Source organism: Stenotrophomonas maltophilia (assembly GCF_006974125.1).
In the GTDB taxonomy this organism is placed as follows: Bacteria; Pseudomonadota; Gammaproteobacteria; order Xanthomonadales; family Xanthomonadaceae; genus Stenotrophomonas; species Stenotrophomonas maltophilia_O.
This window is the reverse complement of the sequence record NZ_CP037858.1, coordinates 541,838-560,191: the sequence shown is the minus strand read 5'-3', so window position 1 is coordinate 560,191 and position 18,354 is coordinate 541,838. Positions and strand designations below refer to the sequence as shown.

The 18,354-nt window shown below is 67.6% G+C and carries 18 protein-coding genes; 10 read left to right on the top strand and 8 right to left on the bottom strand.

The annotated features are described in order from the left end of the window. The first annotated feature begins 23 nt into the window (after positions 1 to 23). Positions 24 to 314, top strand: a complete 291-nt coding sequence (locus tag EZ304_RS02560) for a DUF6959 family protein (protein WP_014037513.1) — start codon at positions 24 to 26, stop codon at positions 312 to 314. 85 nt (positions 315 to 399) lie between these two features. Here EZ304_RS02560 and EZ304_RS02555 read toward each other — a convergent pair whose 3' ends face one another. Beyond that, on the bottom strand, positions 400 to 1,227 hold the full coding sequence (locus EZ304_RS02555) for a class I SAM-dependent methyltransferase (protein WP_142806186.1): 828 nt from the start codon (positions 1,225 to 1,227) through the stop codon (positions 400 to 402). 63 nt (positions 1,228 to 1,290) lie between these two features. On the opposite strand from EZ304_RS02555, the gene EZ304_RS02550 reads away from it, so the two are divergent. Beyond that, positions 1,291 to 1,698 (top strand): MerR family transcriptional regulator, encoded by a 408-nt coding sequence (locus EZ304_RS02550; RefSeq protein WP_142806185.1) that lies wholly within the window; start codon positions 1,291 to 1,293, stop codon positions 1,696 to 1,698. A gap of 73 nt (positions 1,699 to 1,771) precedes the next feature. Here the strand turns inward: EZ304_RS02550 and EZ304_RS02545 are convergent, their stop codons facing one another. The 3 genes from EZ304_RS02545 to EZ304_RS02535 form a co-directional block, all read right to left on the bottom strand. Next, the gene (locus EZ304_RS02545; RefSeq protein WP_099553298.1) at positions 1,772 to 2,488 is read right to left on the bottom strand and encodes an MgtC/SapB family protein; all 717 of its coding nucleotides are present in this window, start codon (positions 2,486 to 2,488) and stop codon (positions 1,772 to 1,774) included. A 101-nt stretch (positions 2,489 to 2,589) separates the two neighbouring features. After that, positions 2,590 to 4,362, bottom strand: a complete 1,773-nt coding sequence (locus EZ304_RS02540; protein ID WP_260678209.1) for a chloride channel protein — start codon at positions 4,360 to 4,362, stop codon at positions 2,590 to 2,592. A gap of 62 nt (positions 4,363 to 4,424) precedes the next feature. Next, on the bottom strand, positions 4,425 to 6,506 hold the full coding sequence (locus EZ304_RS02535; protein ID WP_142806183.1) for a TonB-dependent receptor family protein: 2,082 nt from the start codon (positions 6,504 to 6,506) through the stop codon (positions 4,425 to 4,427). 131 nt (positions 6,507 to 6,637) lie between these two features. Here EZ304_RS02535 and EZ304_RS02530 point away from each other — a divergent pair, with 131 nt between their 5' ends. Continuing rightward, complete coding sequence (locus EZ304_RS02530; protein WP_142806182.1) at positions 6,638 to 7,558, top strand: M14 family metallopeptidase; 921 nt, start codon at positions 6,638 to 6,640, stop codon at positions 7,556 to 7,558. 75 nt (positions 7,559 to 7,633) lie between these two features. Here the strand turns inward: EZ304_RS02530 and EZ304_RS02525 are convergent, their stop codons facing one another. Continuing rightward, positions 7,634 to 8,485: a LysR family transcriptional regulator gene (locus EZ304_RS02525; protein ID WP_142806181.1), complete on the bottom strand. Its 852-nt coding sequence runs from the start codon at positions 8,483 to 8,485 to the stop codon at positions 7,634 to 7,636. 160 nt (positions 8,486 to 8,645) lie between these two features. Between EZ304_RS02525 and EZ304_RS02520 the strand changes: the two genes are divergently transcribed. Both EZ304_RS02520 and EZ304_RS02515 read left to right on the top strand, forming a co-directional pair. Next, positions 8,646 to 8,999 carry an SMR family transporter gene (locus tag EZ304_RS02520; RefSeq protein WP_099553308.1) on the top strand — a complete coding sequence of 118 codons (354 nt, stop codon included), beginning with the start codon at positions 8,646 to 8,648 and terminating at the stop codon, positions 8,997 to 8,999. After that, positions 8,999 to 9,322, top strand: a complete 324-nt coding sequence (locus EZ304_RS02515; RefSeq protein WP_005409978.1) for a DMT family transporter — start codon at positions 8,999 to 9,001, stop codon at positions 9,320 to 9,322. Before EZ304_RS02520 ends, EZ304_RS02515 begins: the two co-directional genes overlap by 1 nt. Positions 9,323 to 9,424: 102 nt before the next feature. On the opposite strand, the gene EZ304_RS02510 is transcribed toward EZ304_RS02515, so the two are convergent. From EZ304_RS02510 to EZ304_RS02500, 3 genes are all read right to left on the bottom strand, one after another. After that, on the bottom strand, positions 9,425 to 12,373 hold the full coding sequence (locus EZ304_RS02510) for a TonB-dependent receptor (RefSeq protein ID WP_142806180.1): 2,949 nt from the start codon (positions 12,371 to 12,373) through the stop codon (positions 9,425 to 9,427). 69 nt (positions 12,374 to 12,442) lie between these two features. Beyond that, a complete protein-coding gene (locus tag EZ304_RS02505) occupies positions 12,443 to 13,387 on the bottom strand; it encodes a FecR family protein (RefSeq protein WP_142806179.1) in 945 nt (314 codons plus the stop codon). Beyond that, complete coding sequence (locus tag EZ304_RS02500; RefSeq protein ID WP_099553315.1) at positions 13,384 to 13,902, bottom strand: sigma-70 family RNA polymerase sigma factor; 519 nt, start codon at positions 13,900 to 13,902, stop codon at positions 13,384 to 13,386. Before EZ304_RS02500 ends, EZ304_RS02505 begins: the two co-directional genes overlap by 4 nt. Positions 13,903 to 14,052: 150 nt before the next feature. Between EZ304_RS02500 and EZ304_RS02495 the strand changes: the two genes are divergently transcribed. The 5 genes from EZ304_RS02495 (at position 14,053) to EZ304_RS02475 (ending at position 18,136) form a co-directional block, all read left to right on the top strand. Further along, positions 14,053 to 14,433, top strand: coding sequence for a VOC family protein (locus EZ304_RS02495; protein ID WP_099553317.1), 381 nt, complete (start codon positions 14,053 to 14,055; stop codon positions 14,431 to 14,433). Between the two features lie 111 nt (positions 14,434 to 14,544). Then, positions 14,545 to 15,231 (top strand): winged helix-turn-helix domain-containing protein, encoded by a 687-nt coding sequence (locus EZ304_RS02490; RefSeq protein WP_099553319.1) that lies wholly within the window; start codon positions 14,545 to 14,547, stop codon positions 15,229 to 15,231. Position 15,232: 1 nt separating this feature from the next. After that, positions 15,233 to 16,537, top strand: a complete 1,305-nt coding sequence (locus EZ304_RS02485) for an ATP-binding protein (protein ID WP_142806178.1) — start codon at positions 15,233 to 15,235, stop codon at positions 16,535 to 16,537. 208 nt (positions 16,538 to 16,745) lie between these two features. Beyond that, complete coding sequence (locus EZ304_RS02480; protein ID WP_142806177.1) at positions 16,746 to 17,306, top strand: acyloxyacyl hydrolase; 561 nt, start codon at positions 16,746 to 16,748, stop codon at positions 17,304 to 17,306. A gap of 122 nt (positions 17,307 to 17,428) precedes the next feature. Then, on the top strand, positions 17,429 to 18,136 hold the full coding sequence (locus EZ304_RS02475; protein ID WP_142806176.1) for a phosphotransferase: 708 nt from the start codon (positions 17,429 to 17,431) through the stop codon (positions 18,134 to 18,136). The last annotated feature ends 218 nt before the right edge of the window (positions 18,137 to 18,354 follow it).

The following is an 18,354-nucleotide window of genomic DNA, read 5'->3' as shown; positions in this document are numbered from 1 at the left end:
AGGTTTTCTCCATGGTGCACGCGATGAATGCCCAATTCCTGCCTCTTTCCATGAAGACGGAAGCCACACTGAGTGTGTATGGCCAGCTCGGCAACCATGCCGTGGTGCGCATTCCCGGGCGGCGCCTGCCAGGGTTGATCCTGCAGGCCGATACCGTGGCCGGGTTCCTGGCCCAGCTGCAGGAAGCCCAGGCCTGCCTGCGCAGCGGCCGCGCACAGCGCACCGACGCCGAGCTGGACATGCTCATCGACGTGTTGCAGCAGTGGTATGCCCTGATCGAATCGCGCCTGGCCGACGCCGGCGAGGCGCTGTAGAAGAAAAAAGGGGACGGAGGGGATTAAGTCGTTTCCGGCACAGCCGGGGCAAGAACGACTTAATCCCCTCCGTCCCCTTTTTGCATCAGGCGAGGGCGCGCACCAGCCAGCAGGCCGCATCCACGCGCACACGGTCGCCCTCGATGAACGGGGTGAATGCCGCTACCGCCTTGTTCCTGAGCGAGGTGGCCCGGTCTTCGGGCAGGTTGCGCAGCGCCAGGCCCAATGGGCCCAGCTGGCCAACGTAGGTTGGCAGCTCATCGCGGGCGATCGAGCACGGCAGGTTCACCGCAACCATCTCCACATCCCTCCAACCGGCGGCCTGCAGCAGGCGCTGCACGCGCTGGCCATCGGCAAAGGCAAACTGGCCGGGTGCTCCTGGCGCGCGTGGGGGTAGATCGAGTTCATCGCCAATGGCGCGTTCGGCCGTCGTCATGAACGGGTTTTCCGCTGCGCTGCGCCAGGCGATCAAACGCAGGCCGGCACCCGGCCGCGCGGCGCGGTGCAGGTTGGCGAAGGCGGTCTCGGTATCCTCGAAGAACATCACGCCCAAACGAGATTGGACCCAGTCGAAGTGTGCGGTTGGCAGCGGATGCCGTTGCGCATCGGCGACGATGAAGTCTGCGTCCAGTCCTGCCGCCTCGCCGCGCTGGCGGGCCAGCGCCAGCATCGGCGCGGAGATGTCCAGGCCGGTGCAATGTGCCGCTGGGCGCGCTGCGGCGGCGGCCAGCAGGCTGGCGCCGGTACCGCAGCCGATGTCGAGCAGTTGCGTGACGGTATCTGGAAGTTCGGCCACCAGCAGGTCGGCCATCGGCTGGAACAGGCCGTCGAGAATGGCTTGCTGCGCAACCCAGACCTGGCCACCTGGGCCGTTCCACAGGGCGTTCTGATCAACGGGGGATGTGCTGGCCATGGCCTTGCCTCGGTGGGTAGTTGCCCATAGGTTGGCGCTTGAAGGTCACTTGAGGTCAAGCCCGTGCATGAACTGGATATCGGCGAGGTGGTGCGGCGCAGCGGCGTGCCGGCCTCGACCCTGCGTTACTACGAACAGCTGGGGCTGTTGCAGGCACTGGGCCGTCGTGGCCTGCGCCGGCAGTACGACGAGCAGGTGCTGGAACGGCTGGCACTGATCGGTCTCGGCCAGGCAGCCGGGCTGTCGCTGCAGCAGATCGGGGCGTCGCTGCCGCCGCAGCGTGGGTGCATCTCGCTGGACCGCGAGGCTTTGCTGGCGCAGGCCGATGTGCTGCAGCGGCAGATCACCCAGCTGCAACGGGTACGCCGGCACCTGCAACGTGCGGCGGCCTGCCCGCAGGCAGAGGATGCCCGGAAGTGCGGCTCGTTCCGAAAACTGTTGCGAGCACAGCAGCGCATGGCGGGTGGGTGAGAGACGGGCATCCACGCATGGAGTGGATCTACTGCACCACGACCTCGGTAGATCCACGCCCTGCGTGGAGGAATCAATCGCGGGTACTGACTTCCCAGGTGGCGTGCAGCACGCCCGGCACGTGCTCCATCCGCGCCAGCACCACGTCCAGCTCATCAGCACTCACGGCGGTACTGACCAGCACCGCGATCACATCGGTGGGTGCGTCGGCATGCTCGACCAGCTGCACATCACCGACCGGGTACTGCGCGGCTTCCAGCGCATCGACCAGGCGCTCGCGCACCCGCGGCACGGCGTCGGCATCCACGCTCAGGCGCACCTCGTAGGTGGCCTCGGTGGCGGCCTCATTGATCGGAATGCGGTTGATCGCATTCACCAGGGGGCGCAGCAGGGTATTGCCGGCGATGATCAAGACCGTCAGCAGCACGCCCTCGGCCAGCATGTCCGCGCCGGTGCAGCTGCCGACCGCCGCCGAGCACCACAGGGTGGCGGCGGTGTTCAAGCCGCGCACGTTCATGCCTTCCTTCATGATCACGCCGGCGCCGAGGAAGCCGACGCCGGAGACCACGTAGGAGATCACCCGCACGGCTTCGGCGCTGCCGGCGATGCGCATGCCCAGGTCGACGAAGGCAGCCGCGCCCACGGCCACCAGCACGTTGGTGCGCAGGCCGGCGGTGCGCTGCCGGTACTGACGCTCGGCGCCGATCAACGTGCCCAGCACGAAGGCGGCCAGCAGGCTCACCACGGTGTCGGCGAAGGGGCCGGCCTGGAAGGTTTCAATGAAGCGCATGCCCGGAGTCTACCCCGGTCATGTGACGGTGGATCCATGCCATGCGTGGATACCCGGATGGGCCACAAACGACTTAATCCCCTCCGTCCCCTTTTTCGGGATCAGTCGGTGTCCTCGACGCGCTCGCCCATCAGTTCGCGCTGGCGCTTGTCCAGTTCTTCGGCGTAGCGCTTGCGGACGAAGGCCTCGGAGACCACGCCCAATACCTGGCCGTCGGCAGCCACCACCGCCAGTTCGTCGGCCTGGGTCTGGTCGAAGCGCTGCATCACGCTGACCACGTCGGAGGACGGCGCCAGCGAGACGTCACGGTTCTCTGCCAGTTCGCCGATCAGGGTTTCCGGCTTCACGCCATCGCCGTAGACCCGTGGAATCTGCACGATGCCAGCGTAATGGCCTTCGCTGTCGATCAGGATCACCCGGCTGCCCGAGCCCAGCGGAAAGCGTTGGCGGAACGCGGCGGCATCGAGATCGGCCGGTGCGGTGGCCACGCCCTTGCGCATCATCCGCCCGGCATTGAGGTTCTGCACCCAGCCCACGTCGCGTGCGCTCTTGATGGTCTCGCCACGCAGGTGCATGCGCCAGGTCGAGAACGAATAGCCGAACCACTGCCGCACCAGCGTGCTGGACACCAGCACCGCGCTCATCACTACGCTGGTCAGCAGGAAGTCGTGGGTGCCTTCCAGCACCAGCATGGCCATGGTCATCGGCGCGCCGACCACCGCCGCGGCCAGCGCTGCCATGCCGGCCAGTGCGGCCGAGGTGGCGTCGATCACCGGCACGCCGGTGGCCATCGCCAGCAGCCCGGCGAACAACGCGCCGACCAGGGTGCCCATGAACAGCGAGGCGAAGAACAGGCCGCCACGGAAGCCGAAGCCCAGCGAGATGCCCGAGGCCAGGGACTTGAGAGTCAACAGGCCGCCGATCCAGATCAGCGGCAGGTGCGTAGTGAGGTCCAGGTGCAGCGCGCCATGGCCGGACGACAGCACCTGCGGGCTGGCCAGGGCCAGTGGAATCAGCAGCAGGCCGCCGACCACCGGGCGGCCCCACAGCGGCAACCGGCTGCGCTTGACCGTGCCCTCGATCGAGGCGATCAGCCGCATCACCGCGATGCCGACCATCGCGCAGCAGCAGCCGAGCAGGCCGTAGATGGCGTAGTCGGCGGCGCGGACATCAATCGTCGAGGCGGCCGGCAGCAGGTAGGCCTCGATGCCGGCCTGGTCTGCCACGAACGCGCCGGCCAGTGCAGCCACCGCCACCGGCGCCAGTGCGGCCGGGGTGTAGGCGCCGATGACGATCTCGAAGGCGTAGAACGCACCGGCCAGGGGCGCACCGAAGGCGGCGGCAATGGCGCCGGCGGCACCGGCGCCGACCAGGATACGCACATCGTTTCGGCGCAGGCGCATCACCCGGCCCAGCTGGGAACCGCTGCCGGCGCCCATCTGCGTATACGAAGCCTCCAGCCCGACCGAGGCGCCGCAGCCATTGGACAGCAGGGTCTGGGTCAGCACGATCAGGTTGTCGCGCATCGACATGCGGCCGCCATGCAGGGCATTGGCTTCCACCGCATCGAGCAGGGGGCGTTTGCGCCGGGTCGCGGCCAGGCTGACCAGCCCGACCAGCAGGCCGCCCAACGGCAGCACCAGCAGCGCGGTCCAGGTCAGGGAGGGCAGGGAGCTGAGGCGCATGCCTTCATCCAGCCCGTACAGGGTGCCCTGCAGCCAGCGTGCGATGCCGGACTGCAGCAGGGTCAGGTAGCCGGCGATCAGGCCGACCAGCAGGGCAAGCGCGATGAACCACAGATCACTGCCGCGCAGCCGCAGGCGCAGGCCCTGGAAGGCCGAATGCAGGCGCGATGGCGAAACAGGCAGTGACATGGTGGCGGCATGATACGCCGCCACCGTGATCGCCACCGTCACTGCATCGGGCGGTTACGGCGTCAGAAGCGGTAGCGGCCCTGCACGTAGAAGGTGCGCGGCGCGGCCACCATGCGGCCGGCGTTGCCATCGACGTTGCGGGTGTACCAGCGCTTGTCGGCCAGGTTGTTCACGCCCAGTGCGATCTCGCTGTCGCCCAGTCCCGGCACCTGCCAGGCCACCTGTGCATTCCACAGGCGCACGCCCGGCACGCGGCCTACGCGCGCATCGGCGCTCTCGGCCCAGGCGTTGGCGGCATCGGAGTACTGGCCGCTCTGGTGGGTGCTGGAGACATTGAAGGTCCAGCCGGCCAGCGCGTAGCGGGCGCCGACGCTGTCGGTGTCGCGCGAGTAGAAGGGCACGTCCAGGCCACGGTTGTCGCCCGACTGCTGGATCGCCTTGGTCCAGGTGTAGTTGGCGTACAGCTCCAACCCGGCCAGCGCACCGTCCTCGGAAAAGTGGTACTCCAGCGCGCTCTCCACGCCCTTGTGGTCGGTGGCGCCGATGTTCTGGAAGGTCGGCGGGGTGATGCCCGGCACCTGCAGGATCTGGTTGTCGAAGCGCATCTTGAACACGGTCACTTCCGCGCGCAGTGCACCGTCCTGCCAGCGCGCACCGAGTTCGGTGGTCTTGGCGATTTCCGGGTTCAGCGGATTGCTGGCGGTCTGCGAGTTCAGCTGGATGTTCTGCACCGGCCCGAACGAGGTGGTGTAGTTGCCGAACACGGTCAGCTGCGGGGTCAGCAGGTAGGCGATGTTGAGCGAGGGCAGGGCCTTGTCGTTGCGGCTGCTGAAGGTCGCCGTGCCACCGGCCTGGCGGCGGTCCATGTCGATCCATTCCATGCGCACGCCCGGGGTGATCCGCCACTGGCCGATCGCAATGCGGTCGTCGATGTAGAACGCGTGGGCGTCGGTGGCGTTGTCGAAGCGGTTGGTGGCACTGGCCACGCCGGTACGACGGGTGACGGTGTAGCTGCGGTCGTTGCCGCGCTCGCGCAGGAAACGATAGCCGGCGGTGATGTCGTGCACGCTGGCGCCCCAGTGCAGGCGCTGGGTGTAGCGCGGCTCGATGCCGAGCACGCGGTAGTCACGCGGCTGTACGGTCAGCTGGGTATTGGCGGCATTGATCAGCGAGCTGGCACGGCTGCTTTCGTTGTAATAGGCCAGCACCTCGAATTCGCTGTTGGCCGACAGCGTGTTGGTGTAGCCCAGGTCGATGCCGGTGCGGTGGCCCTTCCAGAAATCGGTGGGGCGGGTGTTCTGGAACGGATCGGCCTCGTACTGCGCACGGGTCAGGCCGCCCGGGGGCAGCGAGCGCACGTCGTAGTACGACAGCTTGGCACGCAGCTCCTGCTGTTCGTCGATGGCGTAGGCGAACTTCAGCGCGAGATCGTTGAAGCGGTCATCGCTGCCCTGGCGCCAGCCACGCCCGTCCTGGCCGGAGTACAGCAGGGCGGCACCCAGCCCATTGTCGCCGGTGCCGCCAAGGAAGGCGTTGTACTGGGTGCTGTCACCGCCGCCATGGTCGTAGGCGGTGTAGCGCACGCCCGCTTCGCCGTGCAGGCCCGCGCCGGTCGGGATGGCGCGGGTGCTGAAGTTGATGATGCCACCGACGTTCTGCGGCCCGTAGCGCACCGCGCCGCCGCCGCGCACCACGTCGATCGATTCGATGTTGGACAGGCTGGTCGGCGCGAACGACAGCTGCGGCTGGCCATATGGCGCGACCGCCAGCGGCACGCCGTCCAGCAGTACCGTCGAGCGCGGCGAGTAGCGCCCGGTCAGGCCGCGCACGCCGATGTTCAGTGACACCGAGCTGCCGGCGGTGCCGGAGTTGTCGGTGACCTGCACGCCGGGGATGCGGCGCATGGCATCACCGATGCTGGCCGCGCCGCTGGCCTCGATGCGCTGGCGGTCGACCACGGTGCGTGCGCCGGCGAAGCTCTTGACGCTGTCATGCAGGCCGGTGCCCAGCCAGCTGCCGGAGACCTGGATGCTGTCCAGCGTGGTGGCGCCGTCCTGGGCGAAGGCGGCGGCGGTCGGGAGCAGGCACAGGGCAAGGGCGGCGGCCAGCGGCAGGCGGGCCGGTTGCAGGGCAGGGATGGGCATCGGTGCGGGCTGTGGAAGGTGGTAAATGAGAATTATTGCTGATTCCATTCGCCAATGGAATGCGTCGCCAGTTCACGCTGTTCCCCCGGTGGTAGAGTGGGCGATTGCTTCCTGACTCGCTGAGATCCGCCATGTCCCAAGCCGCTTTCTACCCCGTCGGAACCCCTGGCCAGCCGTGGGGAGCGGCGGAACGGGAGGCGTGGCGTGGCCGCCAGCAGCGCCTGCGTCGCTACGACGAGGAGGTGCTGCCCCGCATCGAGGTGCTGGCCTCGCGCTTCGACAAGGTGGCTTATGGCCAGCTCGACTACGCTGGCGAGACCTACACCCTGTTCGCCCTGCGCAGCCGCGACTGGAACCCGGCACTCCCGGCCGCGCTGATCACCGGCGGTGTGCACGGCTACGAAACCAGCGGCGTGATGGGCGCGCTGGAGTTCCTCGAGAAGCACGCCGCCGACTATGCCGGCAAGGCCAACCTGCTGGTGGCGCCGTGCGTGAACCCGTGGGGATTCGAGCGCATCAACCGCTGGAACTTCGATGCGATCGATCCGAACCGCAATTTCCGCAGCGATGGCCCGGCGCGTGAATCGACCGCCGTCATCGAACTGATCGCGCCGTACAAGGGCCAGTTCGTGCTGCACATCGATCTGCACGAAACCACCGACAGCGACGAGAGCGAGTTCCGCCCGGCGCTGGCGGCGCGCGACGGCAAGCCGTTCGAGCCGGGCCTGATTCCCGATGGCTTCTATCTGGTGGATGACAGCGAGGCCCCGCAGGCGGCCTTCCAGCAGGCGGTGATCGCTGCGGTGGAGAAGGTCACCCACATCGCCCCCGCCGACGACAAGGGCGAGATCATCGGTTCGCCGGTGGTGGCCCATGGCGTGATCGAGTACCCGCTGGTGAAGCTGGGCCTGTGCGCCGGCATCACCGGCGCGAAGTACACCACCACCACCGAGGTCTACCCGGACAGCCCGCGGGCGACCCCGCAGCAGTGCAACGACGCGCAGGTGGCTGCGGTGTGCTCGGCGCTGGAATACGCGCTCGCCCACCGCTGACACGTAAAAGGGGACGGAGGGGATTAAGTCGTTTGTGCCACAAACGACTTAATCCCCTCCGTCCCCTTTTTCGGTTCATCCCAATGCGTCGGCCCACCACAGGGCGGCCGGTCCCGGCGGGGTGTCGCGGCGCCACAGCAGGTCGCTGTGGATGCGCCTCGGCCAGCCGGGCAGCACCAGTTCCACCAGTCGCCCACGGTCATAGCGCTGCACCAGCGCCCGCGGCAGCTCGGCCCAGCCGATGCCGTCCTCGGCCATCTCCATCACCATCAGGTAGTCGGTGGCGGTCCAGGCCAGGCCGGTGACCACGCGGGATTGATCGACCTCCGCGCTCAGGCGCACCTGCCGATGCCGCGCCAGTTGTGCGGCGGCGCGACGGCCGGCGCTGGCCAGCGGGTGTTCGCGCGCCACGTACACCGACAGCTCGCTGTGGTGCGTCAGCGGCCGCGCCACCAGTCCATCGGGATAGCGCTCCTGCCTGGGCAGCAGGCCCAGCCCGGCACGACCACTGCCGACCAGCTCCAGCACGTCCTCGCCCTCGGCATCCAGCCACTCCAGTTCGATCTCCGGGAACGCCTCGGCGAAGCGTTGCAGGATCCGCTGCGCTGGATCGAGCTGGTAGACGTCGGAGAACACCACGGTCAGGCGCGGCTCGACCGGCGCCGCCAGGCGCACGCTCAACTGCTGCAGGCGGGCATCGGCGGCCAGGATCTCCTGCGCGTGGCCCAGCACCTGGCGCCCGGCCTCGGTCAGCTGCGGATAGCGCCCGCTGCGATTGAACAGGCGCACGCCCAGGTCGGCCTCCAGGTGGGCAATGGCGGTGCTGACCGTCGACTGGGTCTTGCGCAGCCGTCGCGCGGCGGCCGAGAACGAGCCCAGCGCCGCGGCTTCCACGAAGGCCTGCAGGGATTCAGGGGAGTAGGGCATTGATCCATCGCTCCTGTCGATGGAATCCATTTTGATCCCACCGTAAAAGCCGATGATACTGGTCGCCGTCGCCCCTGTCTGCGGGGCGTTCCGGGCCCTCCACGCATGCCGTGGATCTAGTGATGAGGCGGCGTGGTCCCCGTCCTGCAAGGAGTTTCACATGTCCCATACTGTTCCCGCCCGTGGCGCGCTGGTCGCCTGGGCCTGTCTGGCCGTGGCGATCGTCGCCGAAGTGGTCGGCACCTCGTTCATGGCCCATGCCGCCCGCGATGGCGGCTGGACCGGTTATCTGATCATGGCCGGCGCGCTGGCGCTGTCCTACTTCTTCCTGGCGCAGTCGGTGCGCCGCATCGCCGTGGGCGTGGCCTACGCGGTGTGGGAAGGACTGGGCCTGACCCTGCTGACCGTGGTCGGCCTCACCGTGTTCGGCGAGAGCCTGTCGCTGCAGCAGCTGGCCGGCCTGGTGCTGGCGGTGGTCGGCATCGTCTGCGTCACCCTCGGGGAGGCGCACTGATGAACACCCTGGCATTGTTTTTCGTGATCTGTTCGGCGCTGATCGACGTTGCCGCCAACATGATGGTGGCAAAGTCGGAGGGCTTCCGCCGCTGGCGCTGGGGCGTTGGTGCGATCGTCATGGTCTGGATCGCCTTCGCCCTGCTGGGCCAGGCCGTGCGCTACATGGACCTGGCCACCGCGTATGCGATGTGGGGTGCGATCGGCGTGATCGGTACCGCCACCTGCGGCCGCCTGCTGTTCGGTAACCGACTGCGCCCGATCGGCTGGGTCGGCATCGCATTGGTGACCGTCGCGGTACTGCTGCTGAGTACCGCGAAGTAACGCGTCGCCGTGCCAACCAAGGTTGGTATCTGCCAGTGCTGAGTCGCCGCAGGCAAGCGCCCCGGGGATGATTTCCCCGGGGCCTTGCTGTTTCTGCCGCAGTTAGAAACGTGCGGTGAAGTTCAGTCGCGTGGTGCGGCCCGGGCCCGGCATCAGGCTCATCGCCAGCGTGTCCATGTAGTAGGTGTTGCGCAGGTTGCTGACTACCAGTTCCACTTCGGCCTTCGGGGTGAACTGCCAGCGCGCATAGAAGTCATAGATCGCGGTGGGCAGGTAGATGTTCTGCAGGCCGGTCGAACCGGTGGTGTTCCAGCGCTTGTCCAGTTCATGGGTGGGGCCGCTGTTGTAGGTGCGGCGGATGCCGGTATCCAGCCGCTTGTCGAACAGGCGGAAGCCCAGCGTGCTGTGGATCGAGTACTTGGGCGGGTTCTGCGCGTTGACGAACGAGGTGCCGAAGCCGCCGTCCACGCAGTCCGGCGTGGTGTCCAGCTTGCTCCACTTCGCATACGGGTCTTCGCGCAGGCGCTTGGCGATGGCCGCATCGCAGGTACGCGCGCGCTGGTAGTAGCTGGCCGACAGGTCCAGGTAGGCGATGCCGGCGTCATAGCCGGACTGCAGCTCGTAGCCGGACACCGTGTAGTTGTCGACATTGTCGACGTAGAACGCCCAGTTGCTGGAGTCGAAGCGGCGGGTGATCGCGTTGTCGATATCGTTCTTGAACCAGGCCACCTTGAACGCGAGGCGGTCGCCGTCGCGCCACAGGTCCTGCTTCAGCAGGCTGAAGCCGATGTCCCAGGAGCGATTCTTTTCCGGCTTCAGGTCGGCCACCGGCGCCGAGGTGCTGTTGCCCAGCGTCGATTCGAACAGGCTGGGCATCTTCCAGCCCTGTGCGTACTTCACGTAGAAGAACATGTCCTCGTCGAGGTTGAAGCGGGCCTCTGCATAGGGTGCGAAGCCGTGGCCGGAACGCCGGATCGCCGGCTTGTAGCCCCACGCGGTAGGAATCTGCTTGGTGTAGAAACCGTTGGCGCCGCGCGGGTCGGGAATGAAGCCATCGAAGTCGTAGCTCTGGCCCAGCGTGCTGTCGCCGTAGGGCGTGGCCCGCAGCGAGTCGTAGGTGTAGTTGCCCTGTGCATCCGGGTACCACTCCTTGTACCAGCCCGGCAGCAGCTGGCCGCCCTTGCTCAGGCGCGCGAAGGTGTAGCGCAGGTCGCGCGATTCACTGACGAAGGCGACGCGGTTGCGGTCGCGGGTGCGGTAGTCGATGAAGCGGCCGCCTGCGGTCAGCGACAGCCAGTCCCACGGCTGCCATTGCAACGACGCCACCACGCTGGCCTCGCGGCGCGTGCCCGAGCGCAGGTAACGGTTGTTGTTGTAGTCCACCGGCAGCACCGGCGAGTTGGGTGCGGTGTCTTCGTGCTGGAAGGACGCGCCATAGCGCAGCGTCCAGTCACCCAGATCATTGCTGAAGCGGGTGGTGTTGCTGCTGTCCAGGCCCCAACGCCGGGTCTTCACGTCCGACTGCAGGCCCGGGCCGTAGGTCTCGCCCAGCGTGTCGGGCATCTGATCGTTGGGCACGTCCTTGAACAGCGGCGTGTTGGCGATGTTGCTGTTGAACATGCGGCTGGTGGCGGTGGTGAACCACAGCGTGCTGCTCAGGTCCAGCCACGGGTGCGCCTCGGGGCGGTAACGATGGCGCAGCGAGGTGGCGTTGAGCCGCATTTTCCCGGGCTCGAACTGGAACATGGTGTTGGCCTTGTCCACGTAGGTCACCCATTCGTTGGACTCACCCACGCGGCCGATCGCCGATGGCATGATCTCGCCGAAGCTGGAGTTGAAGTAGCGGTGGCTCAGCTCAAGCCGCTGGTCGGGGTTGGGCGTCCAGGTGAATTTCAGCAGCGCCGATTCGTTGTCGGTGTGGGTGTTCAGGACTTCATCGCCCGGGTGGTACAGCTTGGAAACGGCCTGGCTGGACATGCCGGTACCGCCGCTGGACAGATGCTGGTCGTCGTAGCGGTGGGCGCCATTGCTGCCGGCGAAGTAGTTGCCCTGGCGGCGCCGTGCGTAGGCCGCGACCAGCTGCCAGTCCTCGCTGCGCTGGGCGAAGGCCACGCTGCCGTTCCAGTCGCGCGGGTCGCGCAGGCTGTTGCGGTTGTCGCTGCCACGCGCGATCTGCTTGAAGGTACGGGTGCGGTCGATGCTGTTGTCGGCCGCGCCGCCACGCACGCGCAGCCCCCAGTCCTGGTCGTCGTCGAGGATGTCCTCGGCCTTCAGCGTTTCCATGTAGACCACGCCACCGATCGCGCTTGCGGCATTGGCGGCAAGGCTCGGCCCCTTCTCGATGCTGATCGCACTGATCAGGTCCGGGTCCAGGTAGCTGCGCTGCTGCACGCCGGCATAGCCGCGATAGACATCGATGGCCTGTTGGCCGCCGTCGATGATCACCGGCACCCGGTTCTGGCCCTGCAGGCCACGGATGTTGACGTCCAGGGCACCGCCGTTGCGCACGTCAGCGGTGTGCACGCCGACCGCACCGGCCAGCACATCACCGATCGACTGGCCGCGGAACCGCTCCAGCTGCTGGTGGTCCAGGTGCACGCGCGAGCCGCTGTCGCGGTAGACGGCGGCGGCATCGGCCAGCCCCCACGGCGAAGCACCTTCGCTGGCCTGGCCGGCCACACGCAGGGTGCCGATCTGGCGCACGCCAGCGTCGGTGGCGGGGGCGGCCTGCAGCACCACGCCGCTGGCATCACGCTGGAACGAAAGGCCGGTGCCGGCGAGGAGCTGTGCAAGCGCGGCCTCGGTGTTGAGCGAGGCCTGCACGCCACCGCTGTGCTGGCCGCGGGTCAGGCGCGCATCGGCAGCGATGGACAGGCCGGACTGCTGGCCGAACGCGGTCAAGGCCTGGTCGAGCGGACCGGCCGGGATCTGCCAGCGAACGGCAGCGGCAGCATCCTGTGCGTGGGCGGTGGCCGGCAACAGGCACGGCGTCGCCAGGGCCAGGCACAGTGCGATGGCAAGCGGGCGAGGGGAAGGGCAGGGTAGTTTCATGGGGGCGGCGACATCCGCAATGGGTTCCCTTGTAGGGCCCGCCGAGCGCGCAGAAAGGGAACCGCCATTTCAGATCGGACGCACAACGGTCCACCATGGCCAGCGCTGCTCGATGCGGATCGGCAGGGCGCGCGCCAGCAGTTTCAGGGCCTGCAGGCTGTCCAGGCGCGGCAATACCGCGGTGACATTCAATGCGGACAGTGCCGGATCACAGCCCAGATAGCCCCGATGGTGACGGGCCAGTTCGTCGATCACCCGGATCAGCTGCGTGTCCTGCACCTGCAGGCGTCCGTCCTGCCAGTCGCCGCGCAGAGGATCAGCGGCCACCGATGTGAGTCCCCCCATCGGTCCGATCTGCAGCGCACTTCCCGCAGGCACATCCAGCGCCGCGCCGAACATCGGCAGGCACCGCACCACGCCCTCGAACACGTCCAACCGGCTGTCCTGGGCTTCGCGGCCGACCGCGAAGCGGGTGCCGATTGGCTGCAGGCGCGCGCCGGGTACATGCACGCTCAGGGGCAACCCGGTGAATGCTGGGTGGTGGCCGGTCTGCAGCAGCAGTTCGCCGCGCAGCAGATGCAGGGCGCGGTTGCCGTTGCCGATGTCGCCGGTCACTTCGCTGCCGGCGTTGAGCCACAACTGGCTGCCATCGGCCAGCGTCCAATGACCGGTGCGCCCGGCAGCGGTGCGTTGCGTCTGCAGGTGGCGCTGCGCCTGCAGCCCGTGCAGGCCGAGAAGCGAGACCGCACCGATGCCGAGCGCGCCACCGATGCTGCGCAGCGCCCGCCGCCGGCGAAGGCGCGCAGCATCAAATGCGGTTGCGGCCGCCGGTGCCGACAGGGGAGCGAACGATTGCCAGACAGCCTCGACCCGGCGCCAGGCATCGACGTTACCAGCATCGGCCTGCAGCCACGCACGCCAGTGTTGCTGGTCGTCGTCGCTCCAGCCCTGTTGGCGCAGCGCGAACCACTCTGCCGCCTGCTCCAGCGCCGGGCTGGCCAATGCCGTGCTCATTCGGGGGCGTCGCCGGACAGGCGCAGGCAATGCAGCATCGCCTGCGCCATGTACTTCTTGACCATGCGCTCGGACACGCCCAGCTGTTGGCCGATCTCCGCATAGCCCAGTCCGGACAGCCGGGCCAGCAGGAAGGCACGCCGTGGCCGCTCGGCCAGGCCGGACAGCATGTCAGCGATGGCATGCAGGAGCTGCAGCGCCTGCGTGCGCTCCTCCGCAGAGGGATGCACCGGCTCCGGTTGTGCGGCCAGCGCGGTCAGATAGGCGCGCTCCAGGTCCGCGCGCTGCCAGTGGTTGACCAGCAGGGCGTGCGCGATGGTGCTGAGATAGGCGCGCGGCAGGCGCAGTTCGGACGGATCGACGCGCCGGCTGAGCAGGCGCAGGAAGGTGTCCTGGGTCAGGTCGGCGGCGCAGTCGGCGTTGTGGGTGCGGCGGCGCAGCCAGCCCAGCAGCCAGCCATGGTGTTCGCGGTAGAACCCCGCCAGCGCGGTGCTGGAGGCGGCGGGCACGGCCATCGGCATGGGTCATGAATGAGAATGATTCCCATTATAGAATGATCGGGCGGTGCACGACAAATCCTGCGCATGCCGCAGCGGCGGAGGTCGCCGGATTTGCGATGCCCGGCGTGCTCGCCGACACTGCGGTTTTCCACAGGGAGTGCCCGCATGTTCAGCCACATCACCGTTGGAACGAACGACATGGACGTCGCGCATCGCTTCTACGATGCCCTGTTCACCGCGTTGGGCGCACGTCCCGGCGTCTTCGATGACAAGGGGAGGCTGGTGTACTTCAAGGATGGCCGCATGTTCATCGTCACTGCGCCCATCGATGGGCAGCCGGCATGCCATGCCAACGGCGGCACCATTGGTTTCACCCTCGACAGTGCCGAGGCCGTGCGTGGCTGGCAGGACGCGGGCGTGGCCCATGGCGGCACGGCCATCGAAGACCCGGCTGGCATCCGCAGCATGGCCGGGCGCCAGCTGTTCCTGGCGTACCTGCGCGACCCGGATGGCAACAAGCTGTGCGCGGTGCATGTGATGACCTGAACACAACGCAGGCTACGACCCGGGACTTCCGACCGATGCGGCCTTTCCGCCGGTGGGTACAATCGGCCGCGCCCGCCAACGAAAGGCGGGCGCCGGATGAGACGGAACTCGATGACCCGATTGCTGCTTGTGGAAGACGATCTGAAGCTGGCCGGACTGATCGGCCGTTACCTGCAACCCCACGGCTATCACGTGCACTGCGTGCACGACGGCAGCCAGGCCTGCGCGGCCGTGCAGGCGTTTCAACCGGAGGTGGTGGTGCTGGACCTGATGCTGCCGGGCCGGGATGGCCTGCAGGTCTGCCGCGATCTCCGCGACTTCTGCAATGTACCGGTGCTGATGCTGACCGCGCGCGACAACGCGCTGGACCATGTGCTGGGCCTGGAGTCCGGCGCCGATGATTATGTGATCAAACCGGTGGAGCCACCGGTGCTGCTGGCACGCCTGCGCGCGCTGCTGCGCCGCCCGGCGCAGCGCCAGCCCAACGAGCAGCGGTTGCGCTTCGATACGCTGGACATCGACCGTCGTAGCCGCAGGGTGCAGCTGGGCGACCGTCGCCTGGAGCTGACCACAGGCGAGTTCGAGATGCTGTGGACGCTGGCCAGCCGCAGTGGCGAAGTCCTCAGCCGTGACGATCTGCTCAACAGCGTGCGCGGCATCGACTTCAACGGGCTGGATCGAAGCGTCGACATGTGCGTAAGCAAGCTGCGGCGCAAGCTGCAGGACGATCCACGCGATCCGGCGAGGATCAAGACTGTGCGCGGTCAGGGCTATCTGTTCCTGCCGGCCGGGGCCTGACGTGCTGCGCTTCTTCCTGCGGCTGCTGCTGCTCGCCAGCATTGGTTTCGGCGTGGCGCTTTGGACAGTGCCGCTGCTGCTGCAGGAGCGATTCAGCGACGATGCTGACGTCTACTACCGCGATGCGGTGCGCGGCCCCCTGTTTACCCTGGGCGAACTGCTGCAGGATCGCAGCGCTGCCGATCGCTCGGCCGAACTGCAACGTCTGGCACCGCACTATGGGCCGGCGCTGGAGCTGCTGGCGTCCGATGCGGTGCAGCCGCGCGCGGAGGAGCAGCAGGTGCTGCTTGAGTACGGCATCCTCGCCCGCAACGACCAGCAGGATTTCTATCGGCTGCTGCCCGGGCACGCCGCTGCGCCAGCGCAGTGGCTGCATCTGAGGCTGCCGAGTTCACCGCCGCTGGACCCGACCACCATCGCGCTGGCGGTGTTGCTCATGGTCTCGGTGTCGGCTGCGTTCCTGATGGCGTGGGCATGGCCAACCTGGCGCGACCTGCAGCGGCTGGCAGCGGCCAGCAAGCGTATGGGCGAGGGCGACCTCGATGCCCGTGCGCCGATCTCACCTCGCTCCAGCGTGGCGCCGCTGGCCCGTCAGTTCAACCAGATGGGCGAACGCATCGCCGGTCTGGTCGCACGTCAGCGCGAGTTGACCAACGATGTCTCGCATGAACTGCGGACACCGATCGCGCGCCTGCAGTTCGAGCTGGGTCTGCTGGCTGTTGAGGAAGATGCGGAGGCGCGCAGGCAACTGCAGCAGGAGATGCGCGAGGACCTGCAAGGGCTCGATGAGCTGGTCGGCGAGCTGCTGTTCGAGGCGCGGCTGGAGCACGTAGGCAGCCGGCTGCAGCAGGAGCCGGTCGATGCCCGCGACTGGCTGCATGAACAATTGCGTGCGATCAGTCGCGATGCGCAAGGCAGCGGCATCCAGTGCGAAGTAGCAGATGGCGCGCCGGCACAGGTGCAGCTGCACCCGCACTACATGGGGCGGGCCACGCTCAACCTGCTGCGCAACGCACTGGGCCATGCGCATTCGCGGATCGTCCTGCAGCTGCAGCAGCAGGACGATCACTGGCAGCTACGTGTCTGCGACGACGGTCCCGGCATTGCCGCGGCCGATCGCGAGCGGGTGTTCCAGCCCTTTACCCGGCTTGATCTCAGCCGCCAGCGCACTACCGGTGGTGTGGGCCTTGGGCTTGCGATGGTCGCCCGCATCGTGGCCTGCCATCGCGGCAGTGTGCGGGTGGAGGACAGCGCCTTGGGCGGTGCGTCGTTCGTGGTTCGCTGGCCGATCCCGGCGCTGCGCTGACAATCCGTTACATAGCGGATACCGCGTAACGAGGATCGAGGCGGGGGCGTGACCCAGGCTGTATGTCGAAGCGGTCATCTGTGCGTTTGCGGGTGACGGACGCTTCCGTGGACGCGCCTGCCTTCACGTCATCCCCAGCCCACGCCCTGTGACGCGCCGGTTCCTGCCGGCGTGAGGGTGGCGTGCGGCTCCCGCCTGGAGTTGTCGCGTGATTCTGTCTGTCTTCCCTGTTCCCCGAGCCGTCCTGCTGCAGCGGTGCGGCCTGTCCTGGATTGCTACGCTGGCCCTGTTGCCGGTCCTGTCGGCGGCGGCAGAAACCAGCCCTTCGATAGGCCTGCAGCTGGGCCATGGTCGTGGCGACTACCAGCGGGCAGGCGTGATCTGGGACAGTGGCCCGCTTTGGCAACGCGAGCTGGCGTCGGGGCGGCAACTGCAGCTGGCGATGGAGCTGGGATTTGCGCGGTGGCAGGCCAGCGATCCGCATCGTCAGCACGCCTGGCAGGCCAGTGCCATCCCGATGCTGCGCTGGTGGCCGAACGCACATCTGTTCATCGAAGCTGGGGTCGGCCCGACCGTGTTCGATACCACCCGTGTTGGCGGTCGTCGCATCAGTACCGCCTTCCAGTTCGGTGATCACCTGGGGATCGGGCTGCAGGTAGCCGAACGCCACAGCGTATCGCTGCGCTACTCGCATTACTCCAATGCAAGCATCAAGAAGCCCAACCCGGGGCTGGATCTGCTGCAGCTCAGCTGGCGCGTGGAGTACTGAAGCGTGCACAGGCATTACCGGTGGTTACACAAGCAGCACAGGCCCTGCATGCGATGCAGACAGTACGTGAGCACGATGGCCGCTGGTGCAGGACTGGCCCGTGCAGGGCAGGGAGACTGAAGATGGTCGAACCCTTGCAGATCGCAGGTCGACGGACTTGGCTGAAGCAGCATGATGGCGAGCGGCGCTGGTTGGCGTTGGCCGCGCTGGACCTGGGCGTGCGCCTGCTCGGCCTGCGCTGCCTGCGGCCCCCACCACGATTGAAGGCCGAACAGGCCTGCCAGCTGGAGCGCCGGCGGCTGCGCGAGCTGGCTGCACATGGGGTGCCGGTGCCACGCGTGCTGGGCCATGGTGAAACCGCCCTGCTGCTGGAGGATGGTGGTCCGAGTCTGGCGCAGCGCCTGCGCCGTTGCGGGCCCGCCGAAGCCGAGCACCTGATGCGGATTGCTGCCAACGAACTGCTGCGCGTGCACTGGGCTGGCTGCTGTGTCGGCCAGCCTGTGGCGCGCAACATCACGGTGGATGTGGCGGGCTGCGTACGCTTCCTCGACCTGGAAGAAGATCCCCTGCAGGTGATGGTGCTGGCCGAAGCGCAGGCGCGCGACTGGCTGCTGTTCGTCAGTGGGAGTGTCCGCCATGCGGGGCTGCCCGCCGGCGCACTGGTCGCCGTGATCGGCCAGTGCCTGCGGCAGACCGGGCCTGACGTCCAGCAGCTGTTACGTGGTGCGGTGCGCCGCCTGTGGTTCCTGCCGGCGCTGTGCCGCTTCGCTGGCCGCCGCGCAAGGGGTCTGGGCGACAGCGTGCTCATCCTGCGCCGCGCTCTGGCCTGAGCCGGTTGTGCCGGTCGGGCCGAAACTGCCGGCTTCTCTGCAACGGATCACGTCACATCCGTCCTACGCGTGGAGCGGGGGCGCCGGATGTGTTCTGGCCCCGGCCCGCGCGCGTGATAACACGGAATGGTGGAGCGGACCTGTGACCGCAGGCCACAACTTCATGCTCTGTCCACTGCGGTTCAGCCAGACTCGGTCGGCTAATTCCTTGATCTACC